17 protein-coding genes are annotated in these 20867 nt (G+C 61.7%); 11 read left to right on the top strand and 6 right to left on the bottom strand.

Annotated elements, in window-relative coordinates:
• Window positions 1-41: 41 nt before the first annotated feature.
• The 3 genes from gcvT (at window position 42) to gcvP (ending at window position 4629) form a co-directional block, all read left to right on the top strand.
• A complete protein-coding gene (gene gcvT, locus ACI7M0_RS25635; protein WP_020191592.1) occupies window positions 42-1124 on the top strand; it encodes a glycine cleavage system aminomethyltransferase GcvT in 1083 nt (360 codons plus the stop codon).
• Window positions 1125-1175: 51 nt separating this feature from the next.
• Entirely contained in the window at window positions 1176-1559 is a 384-nt protein-coding gene (gcvH, locus tag ACI7M0_RS25630; protein WP_020191591.1) for a glycine cleavage system protein GcvH, read from the top strand.
• A gap of 196 nt (window positions 1560-1755) precedes the next feature.
• On the top strand, window positions 1756-4629 hold the full coding sequence (gcvP, locus tag ACI7M0_RS25625) for an aminomethyl-transferring glycine dehydrogenase (protein WP_129931910.1): 2874 nt from the start codon (window positions 1756-1758) through the stop codon (window positions 4627-4629).
• Between the two features lie 65 nt (window positions 4630-4694).
• On the opposite strand, the gene ACI7M0_RS25620 is transcribed toward gcvP, so the two are convergent.
• The 3 genes from ACI7M0_RS25620 to ACI7M0_RS25610 all read right to left on the bottom strand — a co-directional run bounded on the left by ACI7M0_RS25620 (window position 4695) and on the right by ACI7M0_RS25610 (window position 7235).
• A complete protein-coding gene (locus tag ACI7M0_RS25620) occupies window positions 4695-5009 on the bottom strand; it encodes a DUF2388 domain-containing protein (RefSeq protein ID WP_003253711.1) in 315 nt (104 codons plus the stop codon).
• Between the two features lie 88 nt (window positions 5010-5097).
• On the bottom strand, window positions 5098-6771 hold the full coding sequence (locus ACI7M0_RS25615; protein ID WP_129931911.1) for a GspE/PulE family protein: 1674 nt from the start codon (window positions 6769-6771) through the stop codon (window positions 5098-5100).
• Window positions 6772-6929: 158 nt separating this feature from the next.
• Entirely contained in the window at window positions 6930-7235 is a 306-nt protein-coding gene (locus tag ACI7M0_RS25610; RefSeq protein ID WP_064491258.1) for a hypothetical protein, read from the bottom strand.
• 126 nt (window positions 7236-7361) lie between these two features.
• On the opposite strand from ACI7M0_RS25610, the gene ACI7M0_RS25605 reads away from it, so the two are divergent.
• Window positions 7362-7832, top strand: coding sequence for an Lrp/AsnC family transcriptional regulator (locus tag ACI7M0_RS25605; protein ID WP_010955714.1), 471 nt, complete (start codon window positions 7362-7364; stop codon window positions 7830-7832).
• A 94-nt stretch (window positions 7833-7926) separates the two neighbouring features.
• Here ACI7M0_RS25605 and ACI7M0_RS25600 read toward each other — a convergent pair whose 3' ends face one another.
• Window positions 7927-9294 carry an inorganic triphosphatase gene (locus tag ACI7M0_RS25600; protein ID WP_064491257.1) on the bottom strand — a complete coding sequence of 456 codons (1368 nt, stop codon included), beginning with the start codon at window positions 9292-9294 and terminating at the stop codon, window positions 7927-7929.
• A 116-nt stretch (window positions 9295-9410) separates the two neighbouring features.
• Between ACI7M0_RS25600 and argE the strand changes: the two genes are divergently transcribed.
• The 3 genes from argE (at window position 9411) to ACI7M0_RS25585 (ending at window position 13421) form a co-directional block, all read left to right on the top strand.
• Complete coding sequence (argE, locus tag ACI7M0_RS25595; RefSeq protein ID WP_020193884.1) at window positions 9411-10553, top strand: acetylornithine deacetylase; 1143 nt, start codon at window positions 9411-9413, stop codon at window positions 10551-10553.
• 124 nt (window positions 10554-10677) lie between these two features.
• A complete protein-coding gene (gene argA, locus ACI7M0_RS25590; protein ID WP_003253723.1) occupies window positions 10678-11976 on the top strand; it encodes an amino-acid N-acetyltransferase in 1299 nt (432 codons plus the stop codon).
• A 90-nt stretch (window positions 11977-12066) separates the two neighbouring features.
• A protein-coding gene (locus ACI7M0_RS25585; protein ID WP_405314512.1) for an IS3 family transposase occupies window positions 12067-13421 on the top strand; the annotation gives its coding sequence in 2 pieces (ribosomal slippage) (window positions 12067-12540 and window positions 12543-13421; 1353 coding nt in all).
• Window positions 13422-13562: 141 nt separating this feature from the next.
• Here the strand turns inward: ACI7M0_RS25585 and ACI7M0_RS25580 are convergent.
• Both ACI7M0_RS25580 and ACI7M0_RS25575 read right to left on the bottom strand, forming a co-directional pair.
• Window positions 13563-14939, bottom strand: a complete 1377-nt coding sequence (locus ACI7M0_RS25580; RefSeq protein WP_010955711.1) for a glutamine synthetase family protein — start codon at window positions 14937-14939, stop codon at window positions 13563-13565.
• 272 nt (window positions 14940-15211) lie between these two features.
• A complete protein-coding gene (locus tag ACI7M0_RS25575) occupies window positions 15212-15472 on the bottom strand; it encodes a hypothetical protein (RefSeq protein ID WP_020193883.1) in 261 nt (86 codons plus the stop codon).
• A 41-nt stretch (window positions 15473-15513) separates the two neighbouring features.
• Here ACI7M0_RS25575 and ACI7M0_RS25570 point away from each other — a divergent pair, with 41 nt between their 5' ends.
• From ACI7M0_RS25570 to ACI7M0_RS25555, 4 genes are all read left to right on the top strand, one after another.
• Entirely contained in the window at window positions 15514-16872 is a 1359-nt protein-coding gene (locus ACI7M0_RS25570) for a glutamine synthetase family protein (protein ID WP_010955710.1), read from the top strand.
• 48 nt (window positions 16873-16920) lie between these two features.
• Window positions 16921-18282, top strand: coding sequence for an aspartate aminotransferase family protein (locus ACI7M0_RS25565; protein ID WP_010955709.1), 1362 nt, complete (start codon window positions 16921-16923; stop codon window positions 18280-18282).
• Window positions 18283-18450: 168 nt separating this feature from the next.
• Window positions 18451-19548 carry a polyamine ABC transporter substrate-binding protein gene (locus ACI7M0_RS25560; protein WP_104962765.1) on the top strand — a complete coding sequence of 366 codons (1098 nt, stop codon included), beginning with the start codon at window positions 18451-18453 and terminating at the stop codon, window positions 19546-19548.
• Window positions 19549-19704: 156 nt separating this feature from the next.
• On the top strand, window positions 19705-20799 hold the full coding sequence (locus ACI7M0_RS25555) for a polyamine ABC transporter substrate-binding protein (protein WP_104962764.1): 1095 nt from the start codon (window positions 19705-19707) through the stop codon (window positions 20797-20799).
• Window positions 20800-20867: the final 68 nt, after the last annotated feature.

The following is a 20867-nucleotide window of genomic DNA, read 5'->3' as shown; positions in this document are numbered from 1 at the left end:
ATCGACCGCCGCCGCTTCGCCACGCCCGGAAGGAGAAACCCATGGGACAGCGCACGCTTTTGTATGACCTGCACCTGGCGCTAGGCGCCAAGACGGTCGATTTCGGTGGCTGGGACATGCCCCTGCACTATGGCTCGCAGGTCGAGGAGCACCATCAGGTGCGCAGCGATTGCGGCGTCTTCGATGTTTCTCATATGACCGTGATCGATGTCGACGGCACTGATGCCACTGTTTGGCTGCAGCGCCTGCTGGCCAACGACGTGGCCCGCCTCGACGACACCGGCAAGGCGCTGTATAGCCCGCTGCTGAACGAACAGGGCGGGGTGATCGATGATCTGATTGTCTACCGCACTGAAACCGGCTATCGCCTGGTCACCAATGCCGCCACCCGTGCCAAGGTGCTCGATTGGCTGCAATTGCAACGTGCCGGGTTTTCCGTGGACTTCCAGGTCCGCCCTGATCTGGCCATCCTTGCCATCCAGGGGCCGCGTGCCCGCGAAAAGGTCGCGGCCCTGCTCAGCCCCGCGCGCGCTGCACTCATCCGCGAACTGCGCCCGTTCGAGGGCGTTGCCGACGGCGACTGGTTCATTGCCCGCACCGGCTATACCGGTGAGGACGGCCTGGAGATCATCTTCCCGGGCGATCAGGCGGTGGCCTTCTTCAACGACCTGGTCGGCGCCGGTATCGCCCCAAGCGGCCTGGGCGCCCGCGATACCCTGCGTCTGGAGGCCGGCATGAACCTGTACGGCCAGGACATCGACGAAAACCACACCCCGCTCACCTCCAACCTGGGCTGGAGCATCGCCTGGGAACCGGCCGAGCGCAACTTCATCGGCCGTGTCGGCCTGCTTGCGGAAATCGAGCACGGCGTGCAGGAAAAGCTGGTGGGTCTGGTGCTGGAAGAGCGCGGTGTACTGCGCGCCCATCAGGTCGTGCGTGTAGCCGGCATTGGCGAAGGGGAGATCACCAGTGGTAGTTTCTCGCCTACGCTGAGCAAGTCCATTGCGTTGGCGCGCGTGCCTATGGCTACCGGTGATCGGGCCGAGGTGGAAATTCGCGGCAAGTGGTACCCGGTGCGGGTGGTCAAACCGACCTTCGTGCGCCACGGCAAGATTCTGATCTGAACAATTTATAACCGGCGGGCGTACCGCTGAGCCAATCGAGGAATTCAAGACATGAGCAATATCCCCGCCGAACTGCGTTTTGCCGAAAGCCATGAGTGGGCTCGCCTGGAAGCCGACGGCAGTGTGACCGTGGGTATCAGCGATCACGCCCAGCAAGCCTTGGGTGATGTGGTGTTCGTCGAGCTGGCTGAAGTCGGCAAAGTGTTTGGCGCTGGCGACGCTGCGGGTGTGGTCGAGTCGGTCAAGGCCGCTTCGGACATCTATGCCCCGGTCGGTGGCGAAGTGATTGCGGTCAACGAAGAGCTGGCCGATAGCCCGGAACTACTTAACGAAGAGCCTTACGGTTCGTGGATCTTCAAATTGAAGCCAAGCAACCCGGCCGAGCTGGACAAGTTGCTGGATGCGGCTGGCTACCAGGCGCTGATTGGCGAGTAAGACCGCGTCGCTTGCTTCGCGGCTAAAGCCGCTCCTACACAGGTACAGCGCTGCATTCGAGACGGGTGCAGCCCCTGTAGGAGCGGCTTTAGCCGCGAAGAGGCCGGGCCTGCAAACAAGTTTCCCCGCACAATCGGCAATCCCTTCCTAGACTTGTAAGTCTCCATGAGGCCTGGTCTAGGAAGAGAGCGTCGTCATGTCCCAGTCGCCATCCCTGCATCAACTGCAAGAGCTCAACCCATTTCTGCGCCGCCACCTGGGCCCCGATGCCACAGAGCAGCAGGCCATGCTCAACGCGCTGGGTATCGCCAGCCGCAACGAGCTGATCGAGCAGACCGTTCCCCCAGACATCCGCCTCAATCGCCCCCTCGACCTCCCAGCGGCACTGGACGAGCAAGCCGCCCTGGCCAAGCTCGCCGGTTACGCCGAAAAGAACCAGGTCTGGACCAGCCTCATCGGCATGGGCTACCACGGCACCATCACCCCCACGGTCATCCTGCGCAACGTGCTGGAAAACCCTGGCTGGTACACCGCCTACACGCCCTACCAACCCGAAATTGCCCAAGGCCGGCTGGAGGCGCTGCTGAACTTCCAGCAAATGGTCATCGACCTCACTGGCCTGCCTCTGGCCAATGCCTCGCTGCTCGATGAAGCCACCGCTGCCGCCGAAGCCATGGCCCTGGCCAAGCGGGTGGCACGCAACAAGAGCAACGCCTTCTTTGCCGACGAGCACTGCCATCCGCAGACCCTTTCGGTACTCAAGACCCGCGCCGAGGGGTTCGGCTTCGAGCTGATCGTCGATTCTGTGGATAACCTTGCCAAACACTCGGTGTTCGGCGCTTTGCTGCAGTACCCCGACACCCACGGCGAAGTGCGCGATTTGCGCCCGCTGATCGACCAGTTGCACGGCCAGCAGGCCTTGGCCTGCGTAGCCGCTGACCTGCTGAGCCTGGTGGTGCTGGCACCGCCCGGAGAGCTGGGCGCCGATGTGGTGCTGGGCTCGACCCAGCGCTTCGGTGTGCCGATGGGCTATGGCGGGCCTCACGCGGCCTATTTCGCCTGTCGCGACGACTACAAGCGAGCCATGCCGGGGCGCATCATCGGCGTGTCGCGCGATGCCCGTTGCAACACCGCATTACGGATGGCCCTGCAAACCCGCGAGCAGCATATTCGCCGCGAAAAGGCCAACTCCAACATCTGCACGGCCCAGGTGCTGTTGGCCAACATTGCCGGCTTCTACGCGGTGTACCACGGCCCGGAAGGCCTGCAACGCATCGCGCAGCGTGTGCACCGGCTGACCTTCATCCTGGCTGCCGGCCTTGAGGCCAAAGGCATCAAACGCCTCAATCAGCACTTCTTCGACACCCTTACCCTGAATGTTGGTGGTGCCCAGGCGGCCATCATTGAAAGCGCCGAGGCCGCGCACATCAATTTGCGCATTCTCGGTCGCGGGCACCTGGGGGTGAGCCTGGACGAAACCTGCACCGAACAGACGGTGCTGCGCCTGCTCGACATCTTCCTGGGGGTGGATCATGGCCTGGAAATCACCGCCCTCGACCAGCTGGCCCTGCCTGAAGGCATCCCCGCCAGCCTGGTGCGACGCACGCCATTCCTCGCCCATCCGGTGTTCAACCTGCATCACAGCGAAACAGAGATGCTGCGCTACCTCAAGCAGCTAGAGAACAAGGACCTGGCGCTGAACCAGTCGATGATTCCACTGGGCTCGTGCACCATGAAGCTCAACGCCACCAGTGAGATGATCCCCATCACCTGGCCCGGTTTTGCCCAGCTGCACCCGTTCGCCCCGGCGGCCCAGGCGGCAGGCTACAAGGCGATGATCGACGAACTGGAAAGCTGGCTGTGCGCGATCACCGGCTTCGATGCGATCTGCATGCAGCCCAACTCCGGTGCTCAGGGTGAATACGCCGGCCTGATGGCCATTACCCGCTATCACTGCAGCCGCCACCAGCCGATGCGCACGTTGTGCCTGATCCCGTCGTCGGCCCACGGCACCAACCCAGCGTCGGCACAGATGGCCGGCATGGAAGTGGTGATCGTCGATTGCGACAACGATGGCAACGTCGACCTGGCTGACCTCAAAGCCAAGGCGCACGCGGCCGGGGAGCGTCTGTCGTGCCTGATGATTACCTACCCCTCGACCCACGGCGTGTACGAAGAGGGGATACGCGAAATCTGCGATGTGGTGCACCAGCACGGCGGCCAGGTTTACATGGACGGTGCCAACCTCAACGCCCAGGTGGGCCTGGCGCGCCCCGCAGACATTGGGGCCGACGTTTCACACATGAACCTGCACAAGACTTTCTGCATTCCCCACGGCGGCGGCGGCCCGGGTATGGGGCCCATCGGTATCCGCGCGCACCTCAAGCCGTTCGTCGCCAGCCATCCGGTGGTGCCGGTGCCTGGGTTGGACCCGAACAACAGCGCGGTCAGCGCCGCGCCCTGGGGCAGCGCAAGCATCTTGCCGATCAGCTGGATGTACATCGCCATGATGGGCCCGCAGCTGGCCGACGCCAGCGAGGTGGCTATCCTTTCGGCCAACTACCTGGCCAGCCAGTTGGGCGCGGCGTTCCCGGTGCTCTACCGTGGGCGCAACCAGCGCGTGGCGCATGAATGCATCCTCGACCTGCGGCCGTTGAAGGCACTGACAGGCATCAGCGAAGAGGACGTGGCCAAGCGCCTGATGGACTATGGCTTCCACGCACCGACCATGTCGTTCCCGGTGCCGGGCACGTTGATGGTGGAGCCGACCGAGAGTGAATCGAAGGCCGAGCTGGATCGGTTCGTCGAGGCGATGCTGGCGATACGGGCGGAAATTGACGAAGTACAGCAGGGCAACTGGCCAGCCGAGAACAACCCGCTGAAACATGCACCGCATACCTTGGCTGATGTCTTGGGGGTATGGGACAGACCGTATAGCCTGGAGCAGGCGGTGGCCCCCAGTGCTCACGTGCGCCAGCACAAATACTGGCCGGCGGTGAACCGGGTAGACAACGTGTATGGGGACAGGAACCTGTTCTGTGCGTGTGTGCCGGTGGAGGCTTATCGCTGAGGTTGGTGTTGGATGCTTCGCGGGTGCCTGTAGGAGCGGGTTCACCCGCGAAGCAGGCGACGCAGTTACTCGGCTACCGCATTCTTGGCCAGGATGGCATTGGCCAACTCCATGTCGGAAGCCTGCATCCCTGGGTTCTCTGCCCGTGCCTCGCGCATGGCCGCTTCCAGGAACGGCCCGCGGATCGCGCCTTCGCTGGCGACGAAGCTGCTGGCGTCATCCTGCGCGGCCACTACCAGCTTGTGATCCCGCGAGGTCAGGTAGCTCGACGCCGTGGTAGCACCGGAAGTCATCACGTTACGCCAGAAGGTATCGGCCATGGCCGAGCCAAGAGGCAGCGAAAGCAAGGTAGCGGCGGCAATGGCGGTTTTGAGACGCATGTTGAAACACCTCGAAGGGTGATGGTTGAAGATGCGCGCTTGGATCTTTTCGGGCAAGGCAAGTTCCTTGAATACAAAGGACTTTTCGTCAGTTGCAGACGCGCAGCACTTCCTCGGCACGGGTCTGCCCAGCGGCCACCTTGGCCTCGCCGCAACGGCGCAGGTCAACCAGGCCATCGGCCAGCGCCTGGCGCCGCAAACGGGTCAGGTCGGCATCAGGGCCGATCAATGCGCGCAAGGTGTCGCTGGGCTCGAGCAGTTCGAATAATCCCGTGCGCCCCTGAAAACCGGTGCCGCGGCAGGCTCGGCAGGTGGCTGATGAACCTGCCTGGCAGTCGGTGCAGACAGTCCGCACCAGGCGCTGGGCCATCACCCCGATAAGCGTTGCCTTGATCAGGTAGTCGGCCACACCCAGCTCTTGCAGGCGGGTGATTGCTGCGCAGGCGTCGTTGGTATGCAGGGTCGATAGCACCAGGTGCCCGGTCAGCGCTGCCTGCACCGCCACCAGGGCGGTTTCGCGGTCGCGGATTTCGCCGATCATGATGATGTCGGGGTCTTGGCGCAGCATGGCCCTGACCGCGTTGGCAAACCCCAGGTCCAGCGCGGGCTGCACCTGCAGCTGGTTGAAGGCTGGCTCCAGGCGCTCGATCGGGTCTTCGATGGTGCACAGGTTGACCTGTGGTGTGGCCAGCAGTTTGAGGCTGGTGTACAGCGTGCTGGTCTTGCCGGAGCCGGTGGGGCCGGTGACCAGGATGATGCCTTGGCGCTGACGAAGCAGGCGCTGCCATTGGGCCAGTTGCTGGCCGTGCAGGCCAAGGCGGTCGAAGCCCTCTTGCAACTGGTGCGGGTCGAACAGGCGCAGCACCAGTTTCTCGCCAAACGGGGTGGGCAGGGTTGAAAGCCGCAGCTCCACTTCGCCACCACCGGGTAGGCGGCTTTGCAGCCGGCCGTCCTGCGGCCGTCGCTTCTCTGCAACGTCCATGCGGCCCAGGTGTTTCAGGCGGCTGACGAGGGCCAGGGTGACCCCGGCGGGGAAGGCATAGACGGTGTGCAGCAGGCCATCGATGCGGTAGCGCAGCTGGCCCTGTTCGCGGCGTGGTTCCAGGTGGATATCACTGGCGCGTTGCTCGATGGCGTACTGCAACAGCCAGTCGACGATATGCACGATATGCGCGTCGTCTGCGCTGGCCTCGGCCTGGCGTTTGCCCAGCTCAAGCAATTGCTCAAGTTCCCCCAGGCTCGCCGACTGCTGGTATTGCGCGCCTTTTACCGACTGGGCCAGGCGGTGGAACGACTGCGCTGACTGACGGATCTGCTGCGGGCTGGCCAGTACGCGACGGATCGACCGGCCGAGGCTGCGGGCCAGGTCGGCCTGCCAGTCATTCTGGAAAGGCTGGGCGCTGGCGACGGTGACGCTGGAGGCATCGGCCGCGACGATGAGGATGCCGTGGCGCTGGGCGAAGGCTGGGGAGATCAGGCTGGTGACCTGGGGCAGGTCGAGTTGCATGGGGTCGATGCGCAGGTAGGGTTGGCCGACCTTGTCGGCCAGCCACTGGCAAAGGTGCTCCAAGTCCAGGGGCTGGCCGGGGTGCTGGCGGCTTTCCAGGCTGCAGGCGGCGATGTGCTCCAGCGGGTGGCTAGCGGGGTGGGCAGCGGCGTGTTCGAGTACTTGCAGGGTATCGCTGGCGTGCAGGTGCTGGTCAGCGAGCAGGGCCTGGAGCACGCGCTTGAGGTCGAGTGCGGGGTTGTCGGGGGTGTGCATGGTTGGCGTCCGTGCCTGATCGGGTAGTGCTGATCAAGGCTAGCCGGGCGGCGGGAGGCTATCGGAGGTGAAAGGTTTCGGGATTTTGCTGCGCCTGTACCGGACGCTTCGCGGGTGAACCCGCTCCTACAGGGATCGCACGGGCCTTGAAGGGTGGTTCAGACCACTGCCAACGCCACTCGCTGCAAGTTGGTCAGGCTCACCTCACCCACACACACCAGGTTACGCAGTTTCTGTGCAATGACTTCGGCCCGGTGCCAGCTCAACCCGCCAATGCCGATTTCGATATCCAGCCAGTCATCCTGCTGGCTGACCTGCACGCTATGCGGGGTCAGGAACTGCAAGGCGAACAGGTTGAGCACCCGGCACAGGCTATCGGGCTCGGCCTCGGCCTGCAGGCGATAGTGCACGGTGCTGTGGGCGTTGTTGGCGGCCCAGGCGTCGATACGGGGCTGTGCGTTCATACTGGTCTCCGCAAATGAGGGAGAAATTCTTGCACGTTGCTGGCGGTATTTTTTCGCTATGATTGGGTGATTTTGCCCTGTTGGCGAATTTTTTTATTCAAGAAAATATGGAGTGGGGAATAAATAATGCACAGCGAGCTGGACGCCTACGACCGTCGCATCCTCGAGCTGCTGCAGGAGGACGCTTCGCTGTCCAGTGCACAGATCGCCGAGCGCGTCGGGCTGTCGCAATCGCCGTGCTGGCGGCGCATTCAGCGCTTGAAGGAAGAGGGGGTGATTCGTGGGCAGGTGACCTTGCTGGACCGCAAGAAGGTCGGCCTGAACACGCAGATTTTCGCCGAAGTGAAACTGAACGCCCATGGGCGCTCCAACTTTACCGAGTTCACCGAGGCGATCCGCGGGTTCCCTGAGGTGCTGGAGTGTTATGTGCTGATGGGGGCCGTGGACTTTCTGCTGCGAATCGTCACGTCGGACATCGAGGCCTACGAGCGGTTCTTCTTCGAAAAACTGTCGAACGTGCCGGGGATTCAGGAGGTGAACTCGATTGTGGCGCTTTCCGAGATCAAGTCCACCACTAGCCTGCCGCTACCGCGGTGAGGCCATTCGCGGGTAAACCCGCGCCTACACCGGCCTCACGCCTGGCGCGAACCTTTGTAGGAGCGGGTTTACCCGCGAAGCAGGCGACGCGGTATCACGCCTTGAGCAGGTGCTTCCAGCCGCGGCTCTGGTCCACCGCCCGAGCCTGTTCGATACGCGCTTCCAGCACTTCATCGCTGATGGGCTGCTCGGCCAGCTCGTGCAGCTTTTTCAGGTCGCCGTACAAGCGGTCCATTTGCGGCGCTTCCAGTACCTGGCGGGCGTGGTGCAGCCAGGCCAGAAGCTGCTCGATACGTGGCAGCTGCTCGGCCAGGTCTTCCGGGCGCTGGGTGTACAGCGGCAGCTTCAGCGCGCGGCCTTCCTCACCCAGCAGGTGCACCAGCCAGCTGGCCAACTGCGCCTTGCCCTGGCGTTCGCCGCGGCCCTTGCGCTCTGCGGTCCAGGTCCGGGCCATCAGCCAGCGTGAGGTTTCCAGCGAGAACTGGCCCCAGCGTACGTCTTCCAGTTCTTCGGTGAACTGCTCGGGCGCGGCGCGACGGATGTCTTCGTCATCGTTGCCGGCCTGCACCAGCGGGCGCCAGTCTTCAAGCAAGGCATCAAGGCTGGCGCGCAGGTCGCGGGTGGTGGCGCGCGGTGCTGCCTGGCCCAGGCTGGCGGTGAGCGCGCGCAGCTCGCTCAGGCACTCGACCCAGTCCTGGAGCAGGCGCCAGTGGCCGTTGTGGCGGTACTGCTCGGCCAGGCGCTGGCTGCTGCCCAGCAGTTGCCAGGCGAGGGCGGCATAGGCGTCGTCCAGGGCCATTTCGGCTTCCAGCGCAGTGTGCGGCAGGTCCAGCTCGTAGCTGTCCGGTTCCAGCAGGCGGTAACCGCGCTCAGCCTTGCTGATGTCGCACGGCATCAGTGGCAGGCTGGCGGCCAGCTCTGCGGCCAGTTCCAGCAGGGCTTGCGGTTCACCTTCGCGCAGTTCCAGCTCCAGCTCGCAGATCTCTTCCTTGCGCTTGCCGGCGATCACGAAGCCTTGGTCCAGTGCAGCCTCGATCACCACCTTGCTCTTGCCACGGCCCCAGGCGATTTCGGCGTATTCACGGCTGAAGTCGGTGGTGAACAGCGGCTTGATGGTTTTCTTGTCCAGGTTGGCCAGTTGCTCGGGCCAGCAGGTGGCGTCCAGCTTCTTCAGGTCGAGCTTGACCTTGTCCAGGTTCCATTCGTACTCGTTGCGCTCGGACAGGCCGGCCACGCTCTGGCCGCGGCACTTGAGGGTTTGAATGACAGCGTCGCCATCGCGGCGCAGGCGCAGGGCGACACGGGCGGCGGACAGCTCACGCTCGGGGGTGTCGAAGTACTGGTTGAGCAGTTCACGGGTCTGCCAGCCGGACTTGTTGCGCTTTTTCAGCAGAGGGTGCTCGCGCAGGGCGGCAAGGGTCTCGCGGCTGGCGCGGAGCTTCAGTTCGGTTTCTTTGTGCATCACAGACTCGAAAGAGGGGGCGTGGTTGGCAGAGAGTCTACAGCAGTCAGCCCTCAACGGTTTATTCCAGACAGCGGATAGTCCTATGATGGGCAACGTTTCCGAGGAGTACGCGCATGCCGTTGCCGACGCTGAAAGACCAGTTTGCCGCCTTGATCGCCGCGCCTTCGGTCAGCTGTACCCAACCTGCGCTGGACCAGTCCAACCGCCAGGTTATCGACCTGCTGGCCGGTTGGCTGGGCGACCTGGGTTTCAAGTGCGATATCCAGCAGGTCAGCCCCGGCAAGTTCAACCTGCTGGCCAGCCGTGGCACCGGCCCGGGAGGGCTGGTGCTGGCCGGGCACAGCGATACCGTGCCCTATGACGAACAGCTGTGGGCCAGCGACCCGCTGAAGCTGACCGAGACCGATGGCCGTTGGGTCGGCCTGGGCAGCTGCGACATGAAGGGCTTCTTTGCCCTGGTCATCGAAGCGGTCATCCCGCTGCTGGAGCACGACTTCAAGGAGCCGCTGCTGATCCTTGCCACCTGCGATGAAGAAAGCTCCATGTCCGGCGCCCGTGCCCTGGCCGAGGCCGGCCAGCCACTGGGCCGTGCAGCGATCATCGGTGAGCCTACCGGGCTGCGGCCGATCCGCATGCACAAGGGCATCCTCATGGACCGCATCGACATCCTCGGTCGCAGCGGCCATTCGTCGGACCCAAGCCTGGGCCGCAGCGCCATGGAGGCCATGCATGCGGTCATGGGCGAGCTGATGGGCCTGCGCCAGCAGTGGCAACAAACCTATAGCAACCCGCAATTCACCGTGCCGACCCCGACCATGAACTTCGGCTGCATCCACGGCGGCGACAACCCCAACCGTATCTGCGGCCAGTGCGCCCTGGAGTTCGACCTGCGGCCGCTGCCGGGCATGGACGTGGACCAGCTGCGCGCGGCTATTCGCGAAAAGCTGGTGCCCGTGGCCGAGCGCCATGAGGTGCGCATCGACTACGCGCCGCTGTTCCCGGAGGTGCCGCCATTCGAGCAGGCTGCCGATGTCGAGCTGGTACAGGTCGCGGAGCGCCTGACCGGCCATCGCGCTGAAGCGGTGGCGTTCGGCACCGAAGCACCTTATCTTCAGCAACTGGGCTGCCAGACCATCGTGCTGGGCCCTGGCGACATTGCCTGTGCCCACCAGCCCGGCGAATACCTTGAAATGTCACGAATCGAGCCTACCGTGCGTCTATTGCGTGACTTGATCCGGCACTATTGCCTGCACTAAACGTCAATCGAACTGATTCGTTCCTGCCTAGAGGAGACCGCGCGTGACCGCAAGCCTGTTCCGACGATGATCCTGAACGCCCCCTGCATCGCCGTTCTCCGTCCACTTATCCACAGGCCCTGTCATGCCCGATTACGTCAACTGGCTGCGTCATGCATCCCCCTATATCAATGCCCATCGCGACTGCACCTTCGTGGTCATGCTTCCTGGCGATGGGGTGGAACACCCTAATTTCGGCAATATCGTCCACGACCTGGTGCTGCTGCACAGCCTCGGCGTGCGGCTGGTGCTGGTGCATGGCTCGCGCCCGCAGATCGAAAGCCGGCTGGCCGATCGCGGCCTGACCCCGCACTACCACCGGGGCATGCGTATTACTGATGCGGCCACCCTGGACTGCGTGATCGATGCCGTCGGCGCCCTGCGCCTGGCCATTGAAGCGCGGCTGTCGATGGACATCGCCGCTTCGCCGATGCAGGGCTCGCGCCTGCGCGTGGCCTCCGGCAACCTGGTCACCGCGCGGCCGATCGGCGTGCTCGAAGGCGTGGACTACCACCACACTGGCGAAGTGCGCCGGGTCGACCGCAAGGGCATCAGCCGCCTGCTCGACGAGCGTTCCATCGTGCTGTTGTCGCCCTTGGGCTACTCGCCTACCGGGGAAATCTTCAACCTGGCCTGCGAAGACGTGGCTACCCGCGCGGCCATCGAACTGGGCGCCGACAAGTTGCTGCTGTTCGGCGCCGAGCCGGGCCTGTTGGACGCTGACGGTAGGTTGGTGCGCGAACTGCGCCCGCAGCAGGTTGCTCCGCATCTGCAGCGTCTAGGCAGCGACTACCAGGGCGAACTGCTGGATGCTGCGGCCGAGGCTTGCAAAGGCGGTGTGGCGCGCAGCCATATCGTCAGCTATGCCGAGGATGGCGCGCTGCTCACCGAGCTGTTCACCCGGGGCGGTGGCGGTACGCTGGTGTCGCAGGAGCAGTTCGAAGTGGTGCGCGAGGCGACCATCGAGGACGTCGGTGGCCTGCTGGAGTTGATCAGCCCGCTGGAAGAGCAGGGCATCCTGGTGCGCCGCTCGCGCGAAGTGCTGGAGCGAGAGATCGAGCAGTTCAGTGTGGTCGAGCGCGAGGGCATGATCATCGCCTGTGCGGCGCTGTACCCGATTGCCGATTCCGAAGCCGGGGAGCTCGCTTGCCTGGCGGTGAACCCGGAGTACCGCCATGGCGGGCGTGGCGATGAGCTGCTGGAACGCATCGAGAGCCGGGCACGGCAGATGGGCTTGAGTACTTTGTTCGTGCTGACTACGCGCACTGCGCACTGGTTCCGCGAGCGCGGCTTTGCGCCGAGTGGCGTGGAGCGGCTGCCGGCGGCGCGGGCTTCGCTGTACAACTACCAGCGCAATTCGAAGATTTTCGAGAAGCCCCTGTAAGCCTGGGCCGCCCTCTTCGCGGGCACGCCCGCTCCCACAGGTTGGACTGCCCCCAAGAAGTTGGACACCAATCCAACCCTTGGGGGATCTATGGGCAAGTACACCGAGCAATTCAAGCTCACAGCGATCACAGCCTACCTGGATGGCAGCAACGGTTTCCGAAAGGTGGCTCAACACTTAGGTATCGATTTCAGCCTGCTTCGACGCTGGGTGGCCAGTTATCAGGCCAATAATGGCATTGGTCCAGGCTCGCATGGGCGGCGCTATACCAGTGATTTCAAACAGCAGGTGCTTAGCTATATGCACGAGCATCGGCTTTCGCTGCGCCAGACCGCTGCCCACTTTGGTCTTGGGCAGTCCTCTCAGATAGGCATTTGGCAGCGGCAGTACTACAGTGGCAGTCCTGCACCCTCTACTGCCATCAAGCCAAGAAAGCCAATCGACGTGTCGAAGAAGATCAAGCCTGCCAAACCCACCGATACCAATGATGATCAGAAGTCTCGAGATCAGCTGATGGCTGAACTTGAGTACCTGCGCATGGAGAATGCTGTCCTAAAGGAGCTCAAGGCTCTGCGCGAGGAAAAGGAACGAACACGCGGGAAAAAGCCCTGATCGTTTCCAAACTCAAGCGCAGGTTTCCTTTGCCTGACCTCCTTCAGTTGGTCGAGCTGGCGCGCAGCACCTTCTACTACCAGCTCAAAGCTCAGCAGAAGCCAGACCGGCATGCTGAGCTCAAGGCATTGGTGCATCGCGTCTATCACGAGCAGAAACGGCTTTATGGTTATCGCCGTGTCGCACTCGTAATCAGGAAGGAAAAGCGGGTGAACAAGAAGGTCATTGAACGGCTGATGGCTGAGCAGGGATTGAAATCAGTAGTGCGCCCCAAGAAATATCGCTCCTATCGAGGTACCGTCGGCAAAGTGGCAGCGAATGTACTGGAGCGAAATTTTGTCGCTCAACGCCCAAACCAGAAGTGGGTGACTGACGTAACCGAGTTCAAAGTAGCTCAACAGAAGCTCTATCTGTCGCCCGTGATGGATTTGTACAACGGCGAAATCGTGGCCTACGAAATGGCCAGCCGCCCGTGCTATAGCCTGGTTGGGAACATGCTTGGCAAAGCGCTCGATTGCCTGGGAGAGAAACCGAAGCTCGTGCTGCATTCGGATCAGGGATGGCATTACCAGCAGGCGCAATACCGCCGTAAGCTAAGCGAATGTGGGGTAAAGCAGAGCATGTCTCGAAAAGGCAATTGCCTGGACAACGCGGCCATGGAAAGCTTCTTCGGCACGCTCAAATCTGAGTTTTTCTACCTGAAGCGTTTCGAGAGCATTGATGAGCTGAGAGCGGGTCTGGATGAGTACATTCACTACTACAACCATGATCGCATCAAGCTGAGGCTCAATGGCCTGAGCCCTGTGGAGTACAGGGCTCAGGCTGCAGCTTAAAACTGTCCAACTTTTGGGGGGCAGTCCAGGTAAGTCACAGGCTTCAGCCCTCGAAATTACCCTGTGGGAGCGGGCGAGCCCGCGAAGAGGGCGACACCGGTCTCAAACAAAAACGCCGCCCTTGAGGGGCGGCGTTTTCGTTTACACGGTATGCAGGTACCAGTTGTACTCGAGGTCGGAGATCGAGTGCTCGAACTCTTCCAGCTCGCTTTCCTTGCACGCGACAAAGATGTCGATGTACTTCGGATCGATGTACTTGTTCAGGATCTCGCTGTCGTCCAGCTCGCGCAGGGCATCGCGCAGGTTGTTCGGCAGGCTCTGCTCCAGCTGCTCGTACGAGTTGCCTTCGATCGGCGCGCCTGGCTCGATCTTGTTGGTCAGGCCATGGTGCACGCCAGCCAGTACGGCAGCCATCATCAGGTACGGGTTGGCGTCGGCACCGGCGACGCGGTGCTCGATGCGCACGGCATCGGCCGAGCCGGTCGGTACGCGCAGCGCTACGGTGCGGTTGTCCAGGCCCCAGCTTGGCGCGTTCGGCACGTAGAACTGCGCGCCGAAGCGGCGGTACGAGTTGACGTTCGGGCAAAGGAAGGCCATGGACGCGGGCAGGGTCTCGAGCACACCGCCGACAGCGTGACGTAGCGCGGCGTTCTGCTCGGGATCCTCGCTGGTGAAGATGTTGTTGCCATCTTTGTCCAGCACGGAAATGTGCACGTGCAGGCCGTTGCCTGCCTGGCCCGGATAGGGCTTGGCCATGAAGGTGGTGTCCATTTCATGGTCGTAGGCGATGTTCTTGATCAACCGCTTGAGCAGTACCGCGTAGTCGCAGGCCTTGAGCGGGTCGGCCACGTGGTGCAGGTTGACTTCGAACTGCGCCGGGGCGCTTTCCTTGACGATGGCGTCGGCCGGGATGCCTTGTTCTTTCGCGCCTTCGAGGATGTCCTGCAGGCAGTCGGCATATTCGTCGAGGTCGTCGATCAGGTACACCTGGGTCGACTGCGGGCGTTTGCCCGAAATTGGCGAGCGTGGTGGCTGCGGGCGGCCGTTCACGTTCTCCTGGTCGATCAGGTAGAACTCCAGCTCGAATGCGGCGCAGATAGTCAGGCCCAGTTCGTCGAACTTGGTCACCACCTGACGCAGCACTTCGCGCGGGTCGGCGAAGAAGGGCTCGCCTTCCAGCTCGTGCATGGTCATCAGCAGCTGGGCGGTGGGGCGCTTTTGCCATGGCTCGTTACAGAGCGTGTCGGGGATTGGATAGCAGATGCGGTCAGCATCGCCGATGTCCAGGCCCAGCCCGGTGCTTTCGACGGTGGAACCGTTGATGTCCAGGGCAAAGAGGGAGGCCGGCAGATTGATGCCTTTCTCGTAAACCTTGTGGAGGCTGGTGCGCTCTATGCGCTTGCCACGCACCACACCATTCATATCTGCAATCAGAAGGTCAACGTAGAGAACCTCAGGATGTTCCTTAAGGAACGCGTTCGCTTCGTTAAGCTGAACGGCACGCGGGGGTACCGACATGATGCAACACCTTTGTTGTTAAAAATATCAATCAAGGGGGGCTTGCAAGACCAGTCAATCGAAAAGAGATACTGATGTCAAGCCGACCCCATGATGCCCTGAAATGGCACATCTACGGCAGATTTGCTGCATATCGGGGCAATCCATTATCCGCTATTTCCCGGGTAAAGGGCTATCTCCGGTGCGCCGTGTTTTATTTTTTACGGAGGTGTTGTGTAAAAAAATGAACAAGGCTAAGCTCGGTTTCAACCCAAAACACAATAATACGAGGGTCACATGGTCCGCTTGCCGCGACCTGAAAGCATTGCCTGCGCAGTGCCATCGGGTACATCCGTCGTTTTTGCAAGCTTCGTCAATGGCGTGGTCGCCCTGGCCGCAATAATTGACGTTTCGCGTTCCCGGACCGGTCCTCGCAGCGGCTTGCCGCCTTTCGCTTCACCTTCCTGCCTTTTGAACTCATTACGGACACAGCTGATTTCAGTGTATCCACTGTGGCTCTGCGCGTGGGTTTTTGCTTTAGCAATCGACTCCATCCAGAATCAAGTCGCGGACCACCTTACCTCCTGAGGTATTTATGAGTAACAACCTCGACCAGCTCACCGATTGGTTGAAAGAGCACAAGATCACCGAAGTCGAATGCATGATCAGCGACCTGACCGGCATCACGCGCGGCAAGATTTCGCCAACCAACAAATTCATCGCTGAAAAAGGCATGCGGCTGCCCGAGAGCGTGCTGCTGCAGACCGTGACCGGCGACTACGTCGACGACGACATCTATTACGAACTGCTCGACCCGGCAGACATCGACATGATCTGCCGCCCTGACGAGAACGCTGTGTTCCTCGTCCCGTGGGCCATCGAGCCGACCGCACAGGTCATCCACGACACCTACGACAAGAAGGGCAACCCGGTCGAACTGTCGCCGCGCAACGTGCTGAAGAAAGTGCTCAAGCTATACGCCGACAAGGGCTGGCAGCCGATCGTCGCCCCCGAGATGGAGTTCTACCTGACCAAGCGCAGCGAAGACCCGGACTTTCCGCTGCAGCCCCCGGTAGGCCGTTCCGGTCGCCCGGAAACCGGCCGTCAGTCGTTCTCGATCGAAGCTGCCAACGAATTCGACCCGCTGTTCGAAGACGTCTACGACTGGTGCGAGCTGCAGCAGCTGGACCTCGACACGCTGATCCACGAAGACGGCACGGCGCAGATGGAAATCAACTTCCGTCACGGCGACGCCCTGCACCTGGCCGACCAGATCCTGGTGTTCAAGCGCACCATGCGCGAGGCGGCGCTCAAGCACAACGTGGCTGCCACCTTCATGGCCAAACCGATGACCGGCGAGCCGGGCAGTGCCATGCACCTGCACCAGAGTGTGGTCGACGTGGCCACCGGCAAGAACATCTTCAGCAATGAAGACGGCAGCATGAGCGCGCTGTTCCTCAACCATATTGGCGGCCTGCAGAAGTTCATCCCCGAGGCGCTGCCGCTGTTCGCGCCCAACGTCAACTCGTTCCGCCGCTTCCTGCCCGACACTTCGGCGCCGGTGAACGTGGAGTGGGGCGAAGAAAACCGCACCGTCGGCCTGCGCGTCCCGGATGCCGGCCCGCAAAGCCGGCGCGTCGAAAACCGCCTGCCGGGCGCCGACGCCAACCCGTACCTGGCCATCGCCGCCAGCCTGCTGTGTGGCTACATCGGCATGGTCGAAGGTATCGAGGCCAGCGCGCCAGTGCAGGGCCGTGGTTACGAACGCCGCAACCTGCGCCTGCCCCTGACCATCGAAGACGCCTTGGAACGCATGGAAAACAGCCGTGCGCTGGTGCAGTACCTGGGCAAGAAATTCATTACCGGGTATGTCGCTACCAAGCGCGCCGAGCATGAAAACTTCAAGCGCGTCATCAGTTCGTGGGAGCGTGAGTTCCTGCTGTTCGCTGTCTGATCAACCCTGGTGCCGCAGGAGCGCGGCGGTCCAATAACGGAGAAGCACATGAGCGTCAACAACCCGCAAACCCGTGAATGGCAAACCCTGAGCGGGGAGCATCACCTCGCACCTTTCAGTGACTACAAGCAGCTGAAGGAGAAGGGGCCGCGCATCATCACCAAGGCCCAGGGTGTGCATTTGTGGGATAGCGAGGGGCACAAGATCCTCGACGGCATGGCCGGTCTATGGTGCGTGGCGGTCGGCTACGGACGTGAAGAGCTGGTGCAGGCGGCGGAAAAACAGATGCGTGAGCTGCCGTACTACAACCTGTTCTTCCAGACCGCTCACCCGCCTGCGCTCGAGCTGGCCAAGGCGATCACCGACGTGGCGCCGAAAGGTATGACCCATGTGTTCTTCACCGGCTCCGGCTCCGAAGGCAACGACACTGTGCTGCGCATGGTGCGTCACTACTGGGCGCTGAAGGGCAAACCGCACAAGCAGACCATCATCGGCCGCATCAACGGTTACCACGGCTCCACCTTCGCCGGTGCATGCCTGGGCGGCATGAGCGGCATGCACGAGCAGGGTGGCCTGCCGATCCCGGGCATCGTGCACATCCCTCAGCCGTACTGGTTCGGCGAGGGAGGCGACATGACCCCTGACGAATTCGGTGTCTGGGCCGCCGAGCAGTTGGAGAAGAAGATCCTCGAAGTCGGCGAAGACAACGTCGCTGCCTTCATCGCCGAGCCGATCCAGGGCGCTGGCGGTGTGATCATCCCGCCGGAAACCTACTGGCCGAAGGTGAAGGAGATCCTCGCCAGGTACGACATCCTGTTCGTCGCCGACGAGGTGATCTGCGGCTTCGGCCGTACCGGCGAGTGGTTCGGCTCGGACTACTACGACCTCAAGCCCGACCTGATGACCATCGCGAAAGGCCTGACCTCCGGTTACATCCCCATGGGCGGTGTGATCGTGCGTGACACCGTGGCCAAGGTGATCAGCGAAGGCGGCGACTTCAACCACGGTTTCACCTACTCCGGCCACCCGGTGGCGGCCGCGGTGGGCCTGGAAAACCTGCGCATTCTGCGTGACGAGAAGATTGTCGAGAAGGCGCGCACGGAAGCGGCACCGTATTTGCAAAAGCGTTTGCGCGAGCTGCAAGACCATCCACTGGTGGGTGAAGTGCGCGGCCTGGGCATGCTGGGTGCGATCGAGCTGGTCAAGGACAAGGCCACCCGCAGCCGTTACGAGGGCAAGGGCGTGGGCATGATCTGTCGCACCTTCTGCTTCGAGAACGGCCTGATCATGCGTGCGGTGGGTGACACCATGATCATCGCGCCGCCGCTGGTAATCAGCCATGCAGAGATCGACGAACTGGTGGAAAAGGCGCGCAAGTGCCTGGACCTGACCCTTGAGGCGATTCAATAAGCGTTTGCTAGGCTAGCGTTGTGACATTAAGTCGTTACATGGCCCTGCTTTCCTTGATACAGGGCCTTGTAACTTGCCAGACTAGCGACTGTTTCAGTCGCCGCGCGCTCTGCACCGTGGGTTCTGGCTGCTGGACAGTTGCTAAATAAAAATTCTGGAGCATTACGCATGAATAAAATGGGCAAGACGTTGCTGGCCGCCGCCCTGATGGGTGCCATGGCCTCCGCTGTTCAGGCTGAAGACAAAGTGTTGAACGTCTATAACTGGTCGGACTACATCGCTCCGGACACCATCGCCAAGTTCGAGAAGCAGACGGGGATCAAGGTCAAGTACGACGTCTTCGACAGCAACGAAACCCTGGAAGCTAAGCTGCTGGCAGGCAAGTCGGGCTATGACATCGTCGTGCCTTCGAACAATTTCCTGGCCAAGCAGATCAAGGCGGGCGTGTACGAGGAGCTGGACCGTTCCAAGCTGCCGAACTGGAAGAACCTCGATCCTGACCTGCTCAAGGCCGTTGGCGATGCCAGCGACAAGGACAACAAGCATGCCTTCCCTTATATGTGGGGCTCGATCGGCATTGGCTACAACCCGGAGAAGGTCAAGGCTGCGCTGGGCGTGGACAAGATCGATTCGTGGGACGTGGTGTTCAAGCCTGAGAACATCGCCAAGCTCAAGAGCTGCGGCGTGAGCTTCCTCGACGCCCCGACCGAAATGCTCCCGGCTGCGCTGCACTACCTCGGCAAGCCGACCGACAGCACCAAGAAAGAAGACCTGAAGGCCGCCGAGGACCTGTTCCTCAAGATCCGTCCTTCGATCACCTACTTCCACTCGTCCAAATACATCGGCGACATGGCCAACGGCAACATCTGTGTAGCCGTCGGTTACTCGGGTGACCTGGAGCAGTCCAAGGCCCGTGCCCATGAAGCGGGCGACAAGGTCAAGGTGGACTACGTCATTCCGAAGGAAGGTGCCGGTACTTTCTACGACATGGTCGCCATCCCGAAAGATGCCGAACATAAAGACGCTGCCTATCAGTTCATGAACTTCCTGATGCAGCCGGAAATCATGGCTGAAATCACCAACGCCGTGCGCTTCCCGAACGGTAACGCTGCTGCTACCCAGTTCGTGGACAAAGACATCACCAGCGACCCGAGCATCTACCCGCCTGCCGAAGTGAAGAAGCAGCTGTACGCGATCGCTGCGCCTGACGCTTCTGTGCAGCGAGTGATCACCCGCAGCTGGACGAAGATCAAGTCGGGCAAGTAAGCCCGATGCGACAGCTCTGGGCCGGGTTTTTCGGCCCAGAGCCATTGAAAGGTAATTGATGATTGCGGCATCGAAGCTGCGAAGTTAAGTTGCGCGCCGGTTTTGCGTGTGCGGCAGCATTGTCGCTACCCAGGCACTGATTGTGAGGACCCCCACTTGTCTATTTCTGTATTCCGCAAGGCCTTGATGGCTGGCGCGGGCCTGACGCTGGCATGCAGCGTCCAAGCGGCGCCGACGGTGCACTTCTATAACTGGTCCGACTACATCGGCCCCACCACACTCGCGGACTTCGAGAAAGCCACGGGCATCAAGCCTGTGCAAGATGTGTTCGACTCCAACGAAACCCTGGAAGGCAAGCTGCTGGCCGGTAACACCGGCTATGACGTGGTGGTGCCGTCCAACCATTTCCTCGGCAAGCAGATCAAGGCGGGCGCCTTTCAGAAGCTCGACAAGAACCTGCTGCCCAACTATTCCAATCTCGACCCGGCGTTGATGAAGCGCCTGGAAAAGAACGACCCGGGCAACCAGTACGCGGTGCCTTACCTGTGGGGTACCAACGGCATCGGTTACAACGTCGACAAGGTCAAGGCCGCGCTGGGCGTGGACACCATCGACTCCTGGGCCGTGCTGTTCGAACCCGAAAACATGAAGAAGCTCTCCAAGTGCGGTGTGGCCTTCCTCGACTCGGCGGACGAAATGCTGCCAGCGGTGCTCAACTACATGGGCCTCAACCCGAACAGCACCGACCCCAAGGATTACGCCAAGGCCGAGCAGAAGCTGCTGGCCGTGCGCCCGTACGTGACCTACTTCCACTCGTCCAAGTACATCACCGACCTGGCCAACGGCGACATCTGCGTCGCGGCAGGTTTCTCGGGTGATGTGTTCCAGGCCAAGGCCCGCGCAGAAGAAGCGAAGAAGGGCGTGAACCTGGCCTACGCCATTCCCAAGGAAGGCGGCAACCTCTGGTTCGACGTGCTGGCGATCCCCAAGGACGCCAAGAACGTCAAAGAGGCGCATGCCTTCATCAACTATTTGCTGAAACCTGAGGTTATCGCCCAGGTCAGTGATTACGTCGGTTACGCCAACCCGAACCCCAAGGCTGGCGACCTGATGGACCAGGCCGTGAGGACTGACGCTGCGGTTTACCCATCGCAGGAAGTGCTGAACAAGATGTTCGTGAACTCAGAGTTGCCACCCAAGGTGCAACGGCTGATGACCCGTAGCTGGACCAAGGTCAAGTCGGGCAAGTAAAAAATCCAGACCCGCGGCGGCCTCTGCAGGTCTGGCCGCGCGGGCACAAAAATCTTGTTGGGAGTTTC

The organism is Pseudomonas sp. 10(2024) (assembly GCF_045164175.1).
Classification (GTDB): Bacteria; Pseudomonadota; Gammaproteobacteria; order Pseudomonadales; family Pseudomonadaceae; genus Aquipseudomonas; species Aquipseudomonas alloputida.
Note: the sequence above shows the minus strand (reverse complement) of the source record. Positions and strands in the feature narration are given on the sequence as shown.